The organism is Streptomyces sp. NPDC052052 (genome assembly GCF_040680455.1).
Taxonomy (GTDB): Bacteria; Actinomycetota; Actinomycetes; order Streptomycetales; family Streptomycetaceae; genus Streptomyces.
On sequence record NZ_JBFAWU010000007.1, the window covers coordinates 234,862 to 251,328 of the forward strand.

At 70.0% G+C, this 16,467-nt stretch carries 16 protein-coding genes; 7 read left to right on the plus strand and 9 right to left on the minus strand.

Going from position 1 to position 16,467, the window contains the following annotated elements; translation table 11 throughout:
• Positions 1–291: 291 nt before the first annotated feature.
• The 3 genes from AB0L71_RS11315 to AB0L71_RS11325 all read left to right on the plus strand — a co-directional run bounded on the left by AB0L71_RS11315 (position 292) and on the right by AB0L71_RS11325 (position 2,727).
• Positions 292–1,338, plus strand: coding sequence for an AI-2E family transporter (locus AB0L71_RS11315; RefSeq protein WP_365240814.1), 1,047 nt, complete (start codon positions 292–294; stop codon positions 1,336–1,338).
• A gap of 166 nt (positions 1,339–1,504) precedes the next feature.
• Positions 1,505–1,960 (plus strand): VOC family protein, encoded by a 456-nt coding sequence (locus AB0L71_RS11320; protein WP_365240817.1) that lies wholly within the window; start codon positions 1,505–1,507, stop codon positions 1,958–1,960.
• A gap of 146 nt (positions 1,961–2,106) precedes the next feature.
• Positions 2,107–2,727, plus strand: a complete 621-nt coding sequence (locus AB0L71_RS11325; RefSeq protein ID WP_365240820.1) for an L-threonylcarbamoyladenylate synthase — start codon at positions 2,107–2,109, stop codon at positions 2,725–2,727.
• A gap of 87 nt (positions 2,728–2,814) precedes the next feature.
• On the opposite strand, the gene AB0L71_RS11330 is transcribed toward AB0L71_RS11325, so the two are convergent.
• Positions 2,815–3,174: a hypothetical protein gene (locus AB0L71_RS11330; RefSeq protein ID WP_365240822.1), complete on the minus strand. Its 360-nt coding sequence runs from the start codon at positions 3,172–3,174 to the stop codon at positions 2,815–2,817.
• Between the two features lie 50 nt (positions 3,175–3,224).
• Positions 3,225–4,871 carry a cytochrome c oxidase subunit I gene (ctaD, locus tag AB0L71_RS11335; RefSeq protein WP_365240972.1) on the minus strand — a complete coding sequence of 549 codons (1,647 nt, stop codon included), beginning with the start codon at positions 4,869–4,871 and terminating at the stop codon, positions 3,225–3,227.
• A 611-nt stretch (positions 4,872–5,482) separates the two neighbouring features.
• On the opposite strand from ctaD, the gene AB0L71_RS11340 reads away from it, so the two are divergent.
• Complete coding sequence (locus tag AB0L71_RS11340; protein WP_365240975.1) at positions 5,483–7,186, plus strand: GAF domain-containing sensor histidine kinase; 1,704 nt, start codon at positions 5,483–5,485, stop codon at positions 7,184–7,186.
• Positions 7,187–7,210: 24 nt separating this feature from the next.
• On the opposite strand, the gene AB0L71_RS11345 is transcribed toward AB0L71_RS11340, so the two are convergent.
• On the minus strand, positions 7,211–7,957 hold the full coding sequence (locus AB0L71_RS11345) for a response regulator transcription factor (protein WP_365240978.1): 747 nt from the start codon (positions 7,955–7,957) through the stop codon (positions 7,211–7,213).
• A 242-nt stretch (positions 7,958–8,199) separates the two neighbouring features.
• Between AB0L71_RS11345 and AB0L71_RS11350 the strand changes: the two genes are divergently transcribed.
• On the plus strand, positions 8,200–9,513 hold the full coding sequence (locus AB0L71_RS11350) for a globin domain-containing protein (RefSeq protein ID WP_365240825.1): 1,314 nt from the start codon (positions 8,200–8,202) through the stop codon (positions 9,511–9,513).
• On the opposite strand, the gene AB0L71_RS11355 is transcribed toward AB0L71_RS11350, so the two are convergent.
• Both AB0L71_RS11355 and AB0L71_RS11360 read right to left on the minus strand, forming a co-directional pair.
• Positions 9,458–10,102 (minus strand): vitamin K epoxide reductase family protein, encoded by a 645-nt coding sequence (locus AB0L71_RS11355; RefSeq protein ID WP_365240827.1) that lies wholly within the window; start codon positions 10,100–10,102, stop codon positions 9,458–9,460. The genes AB0L71_RS11350 and AB0L71_RS11355 overlap by 56 nt on opposite strands.
• Positions 10,099–10,578 carry a hypothetical protein gene (locus AB0L71_RS11360; protein WP_365240829.1) on the minus strand — a complete coding sequence of 160 codons (480 nt, stop codon included), beginning with the start codon at positions 10,576–10,578 and terminating at the stop codon, positions 10,099–10,101. Before AB0L71_RS11360 ends, AB0L71_RS11355 begins: the two co-directional genes overlap by 4 nt.
• A 241-nt stretch (positions 10,579–10,819) precedes the next feature.
• Here AB0L71_RS11360 and AB0L71_RS11365 point away from each other — a divergent pair, with 241 nt between their 5' ends.
• Positions 10,820–11,326, plus strand: coding sequence for a pyridoxamine 5'-phosphate oxidase family protein (locus AB0L71_RS11365; protein ID WP_365240832.1), 507 nt, complete (start codon positions 10,820–10,822; stop codon positions 11,324–11,326).
• 160 nt (positions 11,327–11,486) lie between these two features.
• On the opposite strand, the gene AB0L71_RS11370 is transcribed toward AB0L71_RS11365, so the two are convergent.
• The 3 genes from AB0L71_RS11370 to AB0L71_RS11380 form a co-directional block, all read right to left on the minus strand.
• Positions 11,487–12,338 carry a hypothetical protein gene (locus AB0L71_RS11370; protein ID WP_365240835.1) on the minus strand — a complete coding sequence of 284 codons (852 nt, stop codon included), beginning with the start codon at positions 12,336–12,338 and terminating at the stop codon, positions 11,487–11,489.
• Positions 12,339–12,786: 448 nt separating this feature from the next.
• Complete coding sequence (locus tag AB0L71_RS11375) at positions 12,787–14,472, minus strand: acyl-CoA dehydrogenase family protein (RefSeq protein WP_365240837.1); 1,686 nt, start codon at positions 14,470–14,472, stop codon at positions 12,787–12,789.
• The gene (locus tag AB0L71_RS11380; protein ID WP_365240840.1) at positions 14,469–15,113 is read right to left on the minus strand and encodes a TetR/AcrR family transcriptional regulator; all 645 of its coding nucleotides are present in this window, start codon (positions 15,111–15,113) and stop codon (positions 14,469–14,471) included. Before AB0L71_RS11380 ends, AB0L71_RS11375 begins: the two co-directional genes overlap by 4 nt.
• Positions 15,114–15,323: 210 nt before the next feature.
• Between AB0L71_RS11380 and AB0L71_RS11385 the strand changes: the two genes are divergently transcribed.
• Positions 15,324–15,848: a hypothetical protein gene (locus AB0L71_RS11385; protein ID WP_365240842.1), complete on the plus strand. Its 525-nt coding sequence runs from the start codon at positions 15,324–15,326 to the stop codon at positions 15,846–15,848.
• Between the two features lie 196 nt (positions 15,849–16,044).
• Here AB0L71_RS11385 and AB0L71_RS11390 read toward each other — a convergent pair whose 3' ends face one another.
• Positions 16,045–16,218, minus strand: coding sequence for a hypothetical protein (locus tag AB0L71_RS11390; RefSeq protein WP_365240844.1), 174 nt, complete (start codon positions 16,216–16,218; stop codon positions 16,045–16,047).
• Between the last annotated feature and the right edge of the window lie 249 nt (positions 16,219–16,467).

Genomic DNA, 16,467 nt, shown 5'->3' on the forward strand with positions numbered 1-16,467 from the left:
TTCCCTCGGGCCCCTCCCGGCCTTCGGCCCGCCGACGACTCCGCCCGAAGGGTGACTTCCCGCGCATGTCGCCGCAGGTGCCCGCAACGACCCGGACCCGGCTGGTACCAGCAGAGAATGCCCAGGTCATCGCTTCCGCAGCCCGACAACACGGACCCGCGTGCACCGTCCGGAGGACGACGGCAGCGCATCCGCACGGCGTCACGACGGGCGCTGCACGGTATGGGGAGCCCTGCGGCCCGGAACCCGGATGCGCCCCCCGGGCAGTCCGGCCGACGATACGAGCCGCGCGTGAACCACACGCTCCAGACGGCTGCCGCCTACGCCTGGCGCATTCTCGTCGTGGGAGTCGTTGTCTACGGCTTCTTCTCGACTCTGGGGCGGTTCCACGACGTGGCGGTGGCCGTGTTCCTCGGTCTGGTCGGTACGGCGGTGCTGCGCCCGTCGGCGGACCGTCTGGCCCGGGTGATGCCCCGGCCGGTCGCTGTCGCCGTGGCGCTGCTCGGCTGCATCGTCCTCGTCCTCGGCGTTCTCACCCTGATCGGCGAAAGGGTGGCCGGGGAACGCGCCGGGCTGCAGCAGGAGTTCGGCCACGGCCTGGGCAGGATCCGGCACTGGCTCGAAGGTGCCCCGTTCCGGCTGAATCCGGACGTGCTCAACGACCTCCAGTCCCGGATCGGCCAGTATCTGTCCAGCCATCGCGGCGCGCTTCTCAGCAAGGCGCTCAGCGGCGCGGACCGACTGGTGGAGATCGTGACCGTGTTCGCTCTCGCGTTGTTCTGTTCCGTCTTCTTCATCCACTCGGGAGACCGGCAGTGGGAGTGGTTCTGCGACCAGCTCCCCCAGCGGGCCCGGACCCGTGTGAGGCTCGGCGGCCGTGCGGCCTGGCGGACGTTCACCGGGTACACGCACGGCATCATCCTGGTGGCCGCGACCAACGCCGTCCTTGTGGGCCTGGCCCTCCTGGCACTCGGAGTGCCGCTGGCTCTCCCGCTGGCGCTGCTGGAGTTCGTCGCCGCGTTCGTTCCCCTGATCGGCTCACCGATCGCCCTCTCCATCGCCGCCGTGGTGGCTCTGGCCTCGAAGGGGCCGGTCGTCGCGGCTGTCGTCATCGCGCTGATCGTGGTCATCGGTCAGATCGAGGGCCACGTCCTGCACCCGTTCGTGATGAGCTGGGCGGTCCGTCTGCATCCTGTGGTGGTCGCGCTCTCGGTGATCGGAGGCGCCATCGCGGCCGGCGTGCTCGGCGCCGTGGTGGCGGTGCCGCTCGTGTCCGTCCTCTGGTCGGTCCTTCAGGCCCTGCGCCGGACAGGCGGGTCCGACCCTGCGAAGGACTGACGGAGCCACCGTCCGACGCCGCACGCCGATCCCCCTTGACCTCGCACTTTCAGGGAGCGGGCGGTCCGACAGGGGGTCACCTCGGCATGAAGTGCCCCTGAGGACTGCGGAGCCTTGCCTGTGAGGAAGCGGATCGTCTGTCAGACCTGTCTGGGATGCTCCGGGCATGGAGATGACAGTGCAGCTGACGATCGACTGCTCCGATCCGCAGAGCATGGTGACTTTCTGGGCCGAGGCCCTGGGCTACGTGCCTGAGCCTCCGCCGGGCGGGCACGCCACCTGGCGTGCTTACTGGGAGGCGGCGGGGGTGCCCGAGGCAGAATTGCCGGCCGGTGCCGGGGACATTCCGGAGTCGATCATCGATCCCGCGGGACGTGGACCGAGGGTGTGGTTCCAGGAGGTTCCGGAGCCGAAGGTCGCCAAGAACCGGTGGCACTTCGACCTGAAGGTCGGTGGGGGCCGTGACGTCCCACTGGACGTCCGCACACAGCGGGTCAAGGCTACGGTGGAACGGCTGGTCAAAGCTGGTGCCACCGTGCTGCGGATCAAGGACGATCCGGACATGGGGCTCTACGCCGCCGCCATGCAGGACCCCGAGGGCAACGAATTCGACGTCGTCTGAGGGCCGTTGCGCCGGTGCCGGCCACCACCGGCGCACGCCCGATGCGGCACGCAGCCCCGCCCAGCCCGCCCTCAGCCGCAGAACACGAAACGGTCCGCCGACTCCGTCGGCGGACCGTCATGAAGCCGCGAGGTTAAGCTCGGCGGATGGCGAAGTACTTCGACGTCCACCCCGAGAACCCTCACACCCGCACCATCCACACCGTGGCCGACAGCATCCGCTCAGGCGCGCTCATCGCGTACCCGACGGATTCCTGCTACGCGTTGGGATGCAAGCTGGGCAGCCGCGACGGCATCAACCGCATCCGGTCGATCCGGCACCTCGACGACCGCCACCACTTCACCCTGATGTGCCAGAACTTCGCGCAGCTGGGCCAGTTCGTCCATATCGACAACGACGTGTTCCGTGCGATCAAGGCGGCGACCCCCGGGCCCTACACCTTCATCCTCCCGGCCACGAAGGAGGTGCCGCGTCAGATGCTCCACCCGAAGAAGAAGACCGTCGGGGTCCGGATTCCCGACCATGTCGTCACCCAGGCCCTGCTCGCCGACCTCGGCGAGCCCCTGCTGTCCAGCACCCTGCTCCTGCCCGACGAGGACGAGCCGCTGACCCAGGGCTGGGAGATCAAGGAACGGCTCGACCACGAGGTGGACGCCGTGGTCGACTCCGGTGACTGCGGTACCGAACTGACCACCGTCGTCGACTTCACCGGAGGCGGGGCCGACATCACGCGCCGCGGATCCGGCGACACCACACCGTTCGAGTAGCCACGCAGCCGGGCGCCCGCGGAGTCCACCGCGGGCCGCCCGTTCCGTGCCCGCAGTGGACTGTGCGGCGTTCCCGCCGACGGCCCCTCACTCCTCCTTGGCACGCCGGCCCGGGGCCGTGGCCCGGGCCGGGAAGAGCGCCGCCCAGCGGGCTTCCGCCTCACGCTGCTCCCCGCCCCGGCACAGCCTCGCCCGGACGGCCAGGGAGAGTGTGGCCGCCGTACCCGCGGCCCCCAGCGGTACGGCCGCGTACAGACCGGCCGGGGTGAGCGCGGCGAACATGGCCAGGGCCGCGGCCCCCCACCCGGTCAGTACGGCGGCCGCGGCCAGCCGACGGGAGCGCGGGCGGTCCTGCCCCGCACGCAGGTCGATACAGGCGGGCAGATACCAGACGTGGCCCGATGCGCAGAGCACGGTGGCGCCGAGCGCCAGAACACCAGGGGTCATCGGTCAGCACTCTCTTCGGTGGCGGGGCTTGCCCGGGGTGGGGACGGGGGTCAGTGCGGTGCGGCGGGGTCGAGTGCGGCGATCTCCGGATGGTGCAGGTCGAAGGCCGGGGACTCGCTGCGGATACGGGGCAGGGCGGTGAAGTTGTGCCGCGGCGGAGGACAGGAGGTGGCCCACTCCAGGGACCGGCCATAGCCCCAGGGGTCGTCGACGGTCGTCTTCTTGCCGTACTGGGCGGTCTTCCAGATGTTGTAGAAGAACGGGAGGAACGACAGCCCGAGCAGGAACGAGCCGATGGTGGAGAGGGTGTTGAGGGCGGTGAAGCCGTCGGCGGCGAGATAGTCCGCGTAGCGCCTGGGCATTCCCTGCGCACCGAGCCAGTGCTGCACGAGGAACGTGAGATGGAATCCGATCGTCAGCACCCAGAAGGTGATCTTCCCCAGGCGTTCGTCGAGCATCTTGCCGGTGAACTTGGGCCACCAGAAGTGGAATCCGGCGAACATCGCGTAGACGACCGTACCGAAGAGTGTGTAGTGGAAATGAGCGACCACGAAGTACGAGTCGGAGACATGGAAGTCCAGGGGCGGTGAGGCGAGAATGACGCCGGTCAGTCCGCCGAAGACGAAGGTGACGAGAAATCCGGTGGCCCACAGCATCGGTGTCTCGAAGGAGAGCGATCCCTTCCACATGGTGCCGATCCAGTTGAAGAACTTCACCCCGGTCGGTACGGCGATCAGGAAGGTCATGAAGGAGAAGAAGGGCAGCAGCACACCTCCGGTCACATACATGTGGTGCGCCCAGACGGTGACGGACAACCCGGCAATGGCGATCGTCGCGGCCACGAGTCCGATATAGCCGAACATCGGCTTCCGGGAGAAGACCGGGACGATCTCGGAGACGATTCCGAAGAACGGCAGGGCCAGCACATAGACCTCGGGATGCCCGAAGAACCAGAACAGGTGCTGCCACAGGAGTGCGCCGCCGTTGGCGGCGTCGAATATGTGGGAGCCGAATTTCCGGTCCATCTCCAGTGCGAAGAGGGCCGCGGCGAGGACCGGGAAGACCAGCAGGATGAGTACGGCGGTCAGCAGCACGTTCCAGGTGAAGATCGACATCCGGAACATGGTCATTCCCGGAGCCCGCATACAGATGATGGTCGTGATGAAGTTGACCGCGCCGAGAATGGAACCGAATCCGGACAGCGCCACACCCATGATCCACATATCGGCGCCGATCCCCGGGGAATGGGTGGCGTCGGACAACGGGGCATAGGCGAACCATCCGAAGTCCGCGGCACCCTGCGGGGTGAGGAATCCACCCGCGGCTATCAGCGAACCGAAGAGGAACAGCCAGTACGCGAGCATGTTCAGTCGCGGAAAGGCCACATCGGGCGCGCCTATCTGGAGCGGCATGAGCCAGTTGGCGAAACCGGTGAACAGTGGCATGGCGAACAACAGCAGCATGACCGAGCCGTGCATGGTGAATGCCTGGTTGAACTGCTCGTTGGAGATGATCTGCGTCCCGGGACGGGCGAGTTCGGCGCGCATCACCAGCGCCATCACCCCGCCGATCAGGAAGAAGACGAACGCGGTGACGAGATAGAGCGTGCCGATCTGCTTGTGGTCGGTCGTCGTGAGCCACGACACGATGATCCGGCCGCGTGACGAACGGCCCGGCAGCTCGGTGCCGGGCCGCACGGCGCCGGGTTCCGTCGTGCCCGTCCCAGCGGGACGGCGACCGGTCGGGCCGCCCGGCGCGTCGACGGGGTCGGCCCCGGGAACGGGGGGCTTCGGCCCTTGTACGGGGGCGGCCTGATTGCCCTGGGATTCCGTTGCGTCCACCGGACCGTGTCCTCCAGCTCTTGCGTTTCTCCGAACGCCCCCGGCCGCACGGGGTGTCGGTCCTGGGGGCGGTCGGGAAGGTCCGGGGATCACGAGGGGACCGGACCTTCCCGACCGCACCATGCTGATCGCCCGCAGCGGCGCCCTCCAGGGACCCACGGGCACCTTCCACGGGGCCGATCGGCCCTACGGCCGGACGCGTCCACCGGCCGACCGGCCCCGGTCGCGGCGGCCCGGGATGTGCGCACCGCCCGACCCGCGACGATCGCGCTGCCGTAAGCTGACCGTCCGTGGACCGGTTCCAGCCCTGTGGTGATCCGGTGAGCAGATGCCCGGCACACGGATCGGAGAACGGCACCCCGATGGCGAACACAGCGACCCCCGAGCACGGCTCCCCCGAGGTCCGCTCCCCCGGTTCCTCCTGCCCCGTGTCGGCGGCCTGGCCACAGCCCAGCCGGCCGGACCGGATGCAGAGCCTGCTGGATGCCGTGATGAGCCTGGGGCGGGGCCTGGAACTGCCCGAGGTGCTGCGCGGCATCGTGGAGGCGGCGGTGACGCTGACCGACGCGGAGTACGGTGCACTCGGCATCGTCGGGGACGGGCAGAAGCTCCAGGAGTTCCTGCCGGTGGGCATGTCGGACCAGATCGCGGCGCAGATCGGGCAGTCGCCGTGCGGCCGGGGGATCCTCGGCGAGCTGATCCGGCATCCGGAGCCGCTGCGGCTCACCGATCTGAGCAGTCATCCGCGCAGCTTCGGCTTTCCGCCGCATCACCCTCCGATGCGCACCTTCCTCGGTGTACCGGTACGCGTGCGCGAGGAGGTGTTCGGCAACCTGTACCTCACCGAGAAGAGGGGCGGGGTGAGCTTCGACGCGGACGACGAGGCGGTGCTCACCACCCTGTCGATCGCCGCCGGTGTCGCCATCGACAACGCCAGGATGTACGAGGAGAGCCGTCGTCGGGAACAGCGGCTGGAAGCGCTGGGCGAGATCACCCGCTCCCTGTTGTCGGGTACGGACGCGGACACGGTCCTGCATCTGATCGCCGAACGGGCGATGGAGGTGGCGGGGGCCGACCGGGCGGTGATTCTGCTGCCCACGCCACCGCCGCGTACCTCGTCCCTTTCCGGGGCCCCGGCGGAGTCGGCGACCGGGGAGCGCCTGACGGTCACCGTCGCCCACGGCCGGGACTCCGACCGGGTGAGAGGGCTGTCCGTTCCGGCGCAGGCGTCGCTGGCCGGCCTCGCCGCCCGTACCGGAACGCCCGTGCACAGCGCCGATGTACGAACCGATCCGCGCGCCCATCCGTTCGGCGACGGCGCCGAGGACGGACTGGGTCCGGTGGTGGCCGTGCCGTTGCAGATCGACACCGGGGCGCTGGGCGCACTGCGCCTGGGCCGGCCGGTCGACCGCCCGCCGTTCGACGACACCGAGATCGCGCTCGTCTCCGGCTTCGCCGACCAGGCCGCCATCGCGCTGGAACTCGCCCGCAGGCGGGCCGAGTCCGAGGAGCTCGCGGTGCTGCACGACCGGGACCGGATCGCCCGCGACCTGCACGATCTGGCGATCCAGCGGCTGTTCGCGACCGGGATGACGCTCCAGAGCACCACCCGGACCATTGCGGACCGTCCGGAAGCCGCCGAGCGCGTCAGCCGGGCGGTCGATGATCTGGACACCACGATCCGGATCATCCGGTCCACCATTTTCGACCTGCGCACCGCGGACGGGACGGGCCGGAGCGGGCTGCGGCACCGGATGGCGGAGACCGCTCGTACGGCCGCACAGGCGCTGGGCTTCCGGCCCACGGTGCAGATCGACGGGCCGGTGGACACCACGGTTCCGGACGAACTCGCCGAGCATGTGCTGGCGGTCGCCGCCGAGGCGGTGTCCAACGCGTCCCGCCACGCCCGTGCGAGCCGTATCGCCATCGTGCTGTCGGCCGACGACGCGGTGACCCTGACCGTCACGGACAACGGCATCGGCATTCCCGCCGATGTGGCGGGCACCTCCGGAGCGGAGACGCCGGCCGGCGACGGCGGGCGTCCGGAACGGCGCGGCGCAGGCCTGGTCAATATGCGCAAGCGGGCGCAGCTGTGCGGCGGTACCTTCGCCATCGAACGGCCCGAGGACGGCGGCACCCGGATCACCTGGCGCGCGCCGCTCCACGACTGACGTCGGCCTACGGGCCGGTGCCCGTCAGACTCGCCGCACCGGGGACTGTCCCTGACGGTCCTTGATCTTGCCGACGAGCATCGCGGCCTGGATCCGGCGGCCGACACCGAGTTTGGCGAGGATCGTGGAGATGCGGTTCTTGACGGTCTTCTCGGCCAGGAAGAGGCGTTCGGCGATCTCCCGGTTGGTGAGGCCCTCGCCGATCAGGTCCAGGATCTGCCGCTCCCTGGCGGTGAGCTGGTCCAGCTCCGATGCCTCGGGTTCCTCGGCGGGAGTCCGCTCGGGGCCCCGCAGCCGCGCCATGACCCGGGAGGTCGTCCGCGGATCGAGCATCGAGGTGCCGGAGGCGACCGTGCGGACGGCGGCGATCAGATCGGCCCCGTTGATCTGCTTCAGCACGTAACCGGCGGCGCCCGCCATGATGGCGTCGAACAGTGCCTCGTCGTCGTCGAACGAGGTCAGCATCAGGCAGGCCAGTTCCGGCATCAGGGCCCGTAGCTCACGGCAGACCTCGATGCCGGCGTGATCGCCCCGGGAGTCGTCTCCGAGGCGCACGTCCAGCACGGCGACCTGCGGCCTGCTGGCCGGTACCCGGGCCAGCGCCTCACGGGCGTTGGACGCCTCGCCGACGACCTCGATGCCGTCCTCGGCCTCCAGCAGATCACGTACACCGCGCCGGACGACCTCGTGGTCGTCGAGGATGAAGACGCGTACGGGGGCTGCGGTCCCTGACGGGGCCGTGCTCGGCGGGGACTCGGCGAAGTCGTTCACACCATGCTCGATCGGTTCGGGGAAGGGGGCTCGCACCAGTATGTGCGCTCGTCCGCGGGCCGGTTCACCGGGGTCGAACTGCATGCCGAACGGCTTCTGAACAGGGCCGAAAGGCCCTGTGACCAGGGCCGGTCTGCGGGCCGGGCTCGGTGCCATACTGACGCCCGCCGAGACAGTCCGGCCAGCCGGGGCGTCTTGGTGTCCCGGCCCCCCACCGCGCCGTCCCAAGGAGTCACCGGTCCATGAACACCCCGAGCGAGGACTACCACGCACTGCTGGCACGGCACGACGCCATGCGGCTGCGGCGGCGGATCCTGTCCGTGTCCGACACGGATCCAATGGCCTCGCCCCCCGCACTTCCGCGGGCGTACGACGGAGCGGCCGACCAGCACCTGGTCAGCGAGTCCCTGGCGCTGGTGAGCCCCCTGGAGGAACTGATCGCCGAGCTGTACCGGGGGCTGTTCGAGAGGCATCCGTATCTGCGGTCGTTGTTCCCCGCGTCGATGGCGTTCCAGCAGGCGCATCTGGTCCACATCTTCCGCTACCTGATCGGCCATCTGCACCAGCCGGACGAGCTGACCGGCACCTTCGCCCAGTTGGGCCGGGACCACCGCAAGCTCGGAGTGCGCCCCGCCCACTTCGAGGCGTTCGAGGTGGCGCTGGTCGAAGCGCTGCGGATGCGTGCGGGCGTCCGGTGGACGGGGGCGCTGGAGGAGGCCTGGCTGCGGATGCTGCGGCTGGCCGTCTCGGCAATGGTCAGGGGCGCGGACGAGGCGATCGCCGAACCGCCGAGCTGGGAGGCGACGGTGACCGCGCACGAGCTGCGTACGCCGGACCTCGCGGTGCTGAGGGTCCGCCCCCATCAGCCCTATGCCTTCCGGGCCGGTCAGTACGCGTCCCTGGAGTCGCCGCTGCTGGAGCAGGCCTGGCGCCCCTACTACCTGGCTCGCGCACCCCGCCCGGACGGCGAGCTGGAGTTCCATGTACGGGCACGCGGTGCCGGCGGAGTCAGTGACGCTTTGGTACACGGCACGCGGGCGGGCGGCACGGTGCGCCTGAGCGCCCCACGCGGTGCGCTCGTCCTGCCCGGTCACACACCCAGTCCCGACCTGTTGCTGATCGCCTCCGGTACCGGATGGGCCGCGATGAAGGCGCTGCTCCAGGAGATCGACTCCGAACGGTCCCGTGCGCACCGGGTGCGTCTTCTTCTGGACGAAGGGGTGGGAGAGGCCGTGTACGACGCGGCGTATCTGGCAGCGTTGCACCGCGGACGCCCCTGGCTGACCGTCCTCACGGCCGGCCCTTCCGCCGATCCGGGGCTGCGGGCCGTGGAGGAAGTACTGGCGCGGCGCCCCGGGACCGCAGACCAGCACCATGTCCTTCTGGCCCTGGCGCCCGAAGCGTCCTCGGCAGACACGGCGCGCTCCGTCCTCGCCCGGCTGGCCGCCGCCGGGGTCCCGGCCACGAACATCCATCACGACACCGCGGGCGTCGTCGGGGTCACAGAAACGTCTGCCAGTACGACCAGAACCGGACTGCTATCAGCATCGCGATGATCAGGCACCACGTCACCGGCACCACGAGCGGGAACTCCTGTACCGCCGCGTGGACGGCACGTGGTGCGGGCAGGATGCCGTGGCGCAGATTGTGCAGGGTGGTGTGCCAGAACAGGAGGATGGTGACCACCCACACGAGCACGCACCACAGGCAGAGCGCGCCGATCTCGTACAGCGCCTGCGTCATCAGCCACATGCAGAAGCCGACGCCGAACAGAGCGCCCAGGTTCAGCCCCAGCCAGTACCAGCGCCGGTAGCGCGCGCCTGCGAGCAGGCCGGCGCCGATGCCCAGGACCAGCCCGAAGGCGGCCAGCCCGATGAGCGGGTTGGGGAAGCCGAACACCGAGGCCTGTTCACTGCGCATCACATTGGTGCAGGACACGACGGGGCTCAACGAGCAGATGGGGACGAAGTCGGGGTCGGCGAGCAGTTCGAACTTGTCGACAGTGATCACGAAGGAGCACAGAAGTCCCAGGGCCGCGGTGATCACCAGCAGCCATGCGAATCCGGGGCGCGCGCCGATGCCCTGCCGGTCGTCGGCCCCGGGTTCGTCGGTCACTCGCTCCCGTTCACGCACCGAGGTGCTCATGCCCACCCCCGGACCGAGCCGTGCGGCCAGACGACTTCCACCGGGATCCCGCGCGCCCGGGCATAGGCGACGAGGTGCGCGGTGGCGTCCTGGCCGTTCGACGGTGAGCCGTCCCACACGGCGAGGACGGTTCGGGCCTCCTCCACCAGGCGTTCGTCGGCACTGACACACGCGTCACGGTCGGCCGGATCGAAGGCCAGCAGCCGGACCTGCTGGGCCAGTACCAGCAGTTCTCCCGCGGCCCGCCGGTCGCCTTCGGGCAGCAGCGCGGGCACCGCGCCCTGAGCCGGCAGCAGTACGGTCAGCTTCCGTCCGGCTTCCCGGGCGACGCGCCCGAACACCAGCGGCAACCCCGCCCCGACCCGTACGAGAGCGGCCACCGACTCGGCCAGGCCGTCCAGCCGGGCTCTCAGTTCGGCCTCCACCAGCTCCAGAGTCCTGGCACCGAGGTCTCCGTGTCCGACGACGGCAATCACCGCGTCCCCCTCCTGTGCGCATCCGCACCACCCGCTCCGACCGAACGCTCCACATGCCGAGGGCCGACCCCCGGAGCCGCCGTTGGGCCGGCCCGCGGCATGCGGTCCACCGCAGTGAACCCATCGCGGGTCCGGCGTGGCTAGGGCCGTTCGGCCCTGGGCCGTTCGACCCTGGCGCGGGGACGGCGGTGCGGGGTCTACTCGTGCGACAGACTCACCGTTCAGGAGACGAGGCAGCCCCATGAGCCAGGCAGGTCATCCGTTGTCCCGGCCGTCCCTGCCGTCGGCGCCGCTCGCGCCCTGGGGGACGGCCCGGGAAGCCGACCCGGCAGCCGTCGCACCCCGTCGCACGGTCGAGTTGACGGAGGACCAGTCCCTGAGGCTGCTCGGCGAGACGTCGCTCGGCCGGGTCGTCTTCACCCAGCGCGCCCTGCCGGCGATCCGGCCGGTGAACCATCTGCTGGACCGCGGTCGGATCGTCATCCGCACCCACCAGGACTCGGACCTGTTCGTCCAGGCCCGGAGCCATGGCGACCAGGGGGTCGTGGTCGCCTATCAGGCCGACGACATCGATCCTCTGACGCATCTGGGCTGGAGTGTCGTCGCGACGGGATACTGTCGCCCGGTGACCGATCCGGATGACCTGATGTGCTACCAGCAGCTGATCAGGCCGTGGTCGGACCGGGTGATGAACTGCGCGGTCCAGATCCGCCCGCATCTGGTCACCGGCATCATGCTGACGCCCTGACGGCGCATCCCGCGAGGACTCGGCGTCACGGGAGTTCTCACCGGCTCGGAGAAACCGGACACCACCGGTGCCCGCCGTGCGGGGAGGCGGAAGCAAGGGGCCCGACGTGAGCAGACTCCGTCGGGCCGGGGTTCTTCGTGGTACCGCGCAGACGATTCCGTCAGTAGTCGTATCCGTAACTGCCGTAACCGTAGTGGTGGGCGACCACGCGGAAGCTTCCGCCCACTCCGTGCGGGACGAAGATCCCTCCTCGGACCGGCTTCGAGACGATGCCCGAGGTGGAGCCGTGGGGCCCGACCACCGCGACGGGACCGCCGTTGTCGCAGGTGGCACCACGGAAGACCTCGACGGTGCGCCAGCTGTCATTGAAGACGCTGAAGCTCGTGGAACCGAGTCCGCTGGCCACCGTGATGCAGCCGCCGGGGGAGGCGGAGTACGTCCGCTCGTTGATCTGGATCCTGCCCTCGCCGTAGCCCCGGCCGCGACCACCGTTGCCTCGGCCCTCGTCGTTGCCGCGACCCTCGTCGTTGCCCCGGCCCTCGTCGTTGCCGCGACCTTCGTCGTTGCCCCGGCCCTCGTCGTTGCCGCGACCCTCGTCGTTGCCCCGGCCGTTGTCGTTGCCGCGACCCTCGTCGTTGCCACGGCCGTTGTCGTTGCCCCGGCCCTCGTTACCGCCCCTGCCACCGTCGTCGCCACTGCCGTTGTCGTTGCCCCGGCCCTCGCTGCCCTGGCCGCCCTCGCTGCCCTGGTCGGCCTTACCGGCGTCGGACGCCTTTTCGGGAGCCTTCTCGGGGGCCTTTTCGGGAGCCTTTTCGGGAGCCTTTTCGGGAGCCGCGGCCGGAGGCGCGGCCGAAGGTACGGACGGAGGCGCGGCCGGGGGTGCGGCGCGTTGGACGACCGGGGCTTCCTCGGTGGAGCCGGTGCCGACGGCCGAGGTGAAGGTGATGCCCGTGGCGGCCAGAGCCACGGCGGCCGCGACAGCTGCGGTCACCATGGCGGAACGTGTAACCATGTCACTTCTCCTGTCTCAGGATGGTCGACTTGAGTAGTCGACTCGTGACCGAACGTACTTATTCCCCCCATTGCTGTCATATCGGGCATACCAAAAGGCTGACGCCAAGACTCCTAGCGAAACGCCGAGCACCCGTACGCCATACGGGTAGAAATCGAGGCTGGTCGAATCCCTGTTCTCACAGCCGAGTTGATGCGCCAGTCACCCGTCCGGGCGGCTTCCCGGCACGCGCTCACCGGAGGCAGCGCCGCGCTCACGCCCCCGGCCGGAGCAGGAATCACCAGGCTGCGGGACACCTCGGACAGGCATCACCGGCCCGGCAGCCACCCAGCGGGCCCCGGTCGCGGGCCTCACGGCCGAACACAGCACTGTGCCGTCGATGAGCAAGCCGAAGGGCCGGCGCCCTGCGCACCATGACCGCCGCAGGGCCCGGCCGCCCGGAGGGGGTTCAACCGACTGCTCCCGGGAGCCGCGCGATGATGCCCGACAGGTCCGCGCCCGCGGAGAGCGTGCCGAAGGCCAGCCCACGGTCACCCGCGAGCCGCGACCTGCAGAAGGCATCCGCCACCGGAGCCGGAGCGTGACGGACCAGCAGTGACCCCTGGAGCACCAGCGCCATCCGCTCGACCAGACGGCGGGAGCGCAGGGCCGCGTCGTCGGTGAGCATGAACTCTTCGCGCAGCTCCCGCCAGGCATCGTCCAGCCGGGAGTCCGCCCCGGCAGCGGCCTCGATCTCGGCGCAGAAGGCGTCCAGGGACTCGGGTTCACGGGTCAGGGCACGCAGCACATCGAGCGCGTTGACATTGCCGGAGCCCTCCCAGATGCCGTTCAGCGGGGCCTCACGGTAGAGCCGGGGCATGCCGGAGGCTTCGTCGTAGCCATTGCCTCCGAGACATTCCAGTGCCTCGGCAACCGCCGCGGGCTGCCGCTTGCAGACCCAGTACTTGCCGACGGCCGTGGCCAGCCGCAGGAACGCCCGCTCCTGTGCGTCGCCGCGCCGGGCCCGGTCGGCCGCTCCCGCGATCCGGAGGGCCAGGGTGGTCGCCGCCTCGGATTCGAGGCTCAGGTCCGCGATCACATTGCGCATGAGCGGCTGGTCGATCAGCTTGGCACCGAACACGGAGCGGTGCCGGACGTGGTGGGCGGCCTGGGTGAGCCCGGCACGGATGCCGCTCGCGGAACCCAGGACGCAGTCGAGGCGGGTCATCGTGACCATGTCGATGATGGTCCGCACCCCGTGCCCCTCGGGGCCGACCAGCCAGGCGACGGTGTCGTCGAACTCGGGCTCACTGCTGGCGTTGCTGCGGTTGCCGAGCTTGTCCTTGAGCCGCTGGATGCGGAAGGTGTTCCGGCTGCCGCCCGGCAGCACCCTGGGCACCAGGAAGCAGGACAGTCCGCCCGGGGCCTGGGCCAGGACCAGGAACAGGTCGTTCATGGGGGCGCTGGTGAACCACTTGTGGCCGCGCAGCCGCCAGGTGCCGTCGGGCTGCTCGGCGGCGACGGTGGTGTTGGTCCGGACATCGGTACCGCCCTGCTTCTCTGTCATGCCCATGCCTGCGAGCAGGCCACGCTTGCCCGTAGGCGCGCGCAGACCGGGGTCGTACACCCGACTGGTCAGCAACGGCTCGTACACCGCTGCCAGTTCGGGCGCGGAGCGCAGTGCGGGAACGACCGCGTAGGTCATGGACACGGGGCAGCAGTGGCCCTGCTCGGCCGTGCTCCACACCATGAAGCCCGCCGCACGCGCCACATGTACGCCCGGCCTGTCCTCGGCCCACGGCGTGCCGCCGAGTCCCTCGCGGATGGCCACGTCCATCAACGCGTGGTACGAGGGGTGGAAGTCCACCTCGTCGATCCGATGCCCGTAGCGGTCGTGGGTCCGCAACTCCGGCTCGTTGCGGTTGGCCTCCTCCGCCCAGCGCTGGACCTGCTCCGAGCCGGTCAGCCGGCCGAGGCGGTGCAGGTCGTCGGCGTACCACTCGGCACCCTCGCGCCGCAGGCCCTCCAGCAGTACGGCGTCGTCGGCGACGTCGTGGCCGACCAGCGGCGGGGTCTGGTTGGTCACCTCATGCGTGCGCGAGTCAGGATTGCTGCGCGGTGCGGTGTGTGCGGTCGCGTCGGCGATGGCAGTCATGCGGAGTCCTTGGGGTCGTAGGAGTGGCTCGGTGGCGTGGCACCCGCGCAGCGCAGGGACATCGCCACCAGTTCACCGATCAGCTGATCGGCGACGGCGCCCTCGACGGGATCGGACAGCGGCTCCACCAGCACCTCCCCGATGGCGCCGGTCAGCGCCGCGGCGGTGACCTCGGCGTCCTGCGCGGGGAGCAGACCGGCGCCGATGCCCTCACGGATCACCTCGACGAACGCTTCTCGGTACCGGCGCCGGAACGACAACCGCTCCTGCCCGAGGGCCGGTTCGGCCGGTGCCGCGAGCAGGGCGTGGGCCAGGCCGCGGGATTCCAGGGCACGGCGGGCGAAGGCCTCGACTCCGCGCGCGAGTCTCTCGACCGGGTCCCCACCGCCATCGCGGAGCACCCCGCAGAGCACCTCGACCTCCCGCCCGGCCGCACGGCGGAAGACCTCCACGGCCAGCGCCCCCTTGGAGGGGAAATGCTGGTAGACCGAGCCGACCGAGATCCCGGCCGCGGCGGCGACCGCTGTGACGGAGGCATTGGCCCAGCCCGCCTCGGCGACCACGGAGGTGGCCTGCCGGACCAGGCGCTCCCGGGTCGAGGCCAGTCGATGGTGCACCGCGGGCGTTTTCCGGTAGGCCATGCAAACAAGTGAACCACCGTTCAGACTTTCACACCACCCTTCCCCCAGCGGTGAATCCACCGCGCAGTCAAGACCCTTCCGACCGCCCTTTCCACCTGGAAGCGACGCTGGTGCACCACGAGTTGACCGGTCGGCTCCCACGCCGACGCTCACCGGGCCGCGCCGAAAATCGGTGGCCATCCGAGCAGGTCAGGTGGCACCCTCCCGCACGTGACCGCCCTTCGCGCCCTGACCCAGTTCGGCGCCACCGCAGCCATCGGCCCGCTGCACTGCGGCGCCACCATCAAAGAGATCGCGGCGCCGCTCGAGCCGCCGTGGGATATCGGTCGAGTGAGCAAGCGGCGGCGTTGGCCCCATCTGTTCTCCCACGGAGACGCCGAGTTCTGCGTCTGTCGCTTCCGTCGCATCACGGCGATCAGCGTGCAGACCTGGCGAGACGCCATCAGCCTTCCCGTCCCGGGAACGACGACACTCGCCACGTTCGCCGGTACCCTCACCCACACCCAGGTCACGGCGGAGCTCATCGCAGGCGGATGCCACCCGAGTCCCGTGACACTCCACCGACCACCCGGCCAGCTCGCACTGCGGGTCGAGACGACAGACGTCACCTTCACCTTCCAGGCCGAGGCCGAATCGATGCCCCTCCTGGCGAAGGTCGGCCACTGGATCAACAGCGACGGCCACGAGTGCACGCCTCCGGCAACCGACGCTCCGGATGACGGCTTCGGCGCGTGATCGAATCCGGCCTGGCCGAGGCGCACTTCTCGACCAACTGCCCGTGGCGCGAGCCCGCGCGCATCGCGACTCTCGTCCGCGCCAAGCGGCCACCGGCCATCGCATGTGCGCATCGCGCCCCTGGGGCCCGACGCGAGAACGACCACCGCCGCACCCCAGTCAGGTGCAGCGGCGGTCGCGTCAGCAGGGGCGCCGGTTACAGCTCCCGCTCGATCTGGTTCTCGCTGACCTGGTCTTCCCGCATGGTCCGCTCGTTGCGGATGGCGTAGCGAGTCGAGGCGCCACTGCCCTCGGTCTGCCGGATCTCACCCTGCTGCTTCTGGTTCTGCTGGTCGCGGTACTCGACACGCTGACCCTGACGGTATGACATGAACTCTCCAAACTCTCGTGTAGTCGGTGAGGGGCCGACCCCGCTCTTCCGGCGGGGGATGCGCCTCCTCGGCGCCTGCGACGATCGCCCGGCGCACTTACAAAACCACCCCCATCCGCTCGCCGCGGCAACAACTACGGGCCGTATGGGGGAAATACGGCTCACCGGCAGATAACTCGGCAACGGTGACCGATTCGGGTGACAGCTCCCGGCCAACGCTGTCGCGGGATGCCGGATTGCACGCCTCCC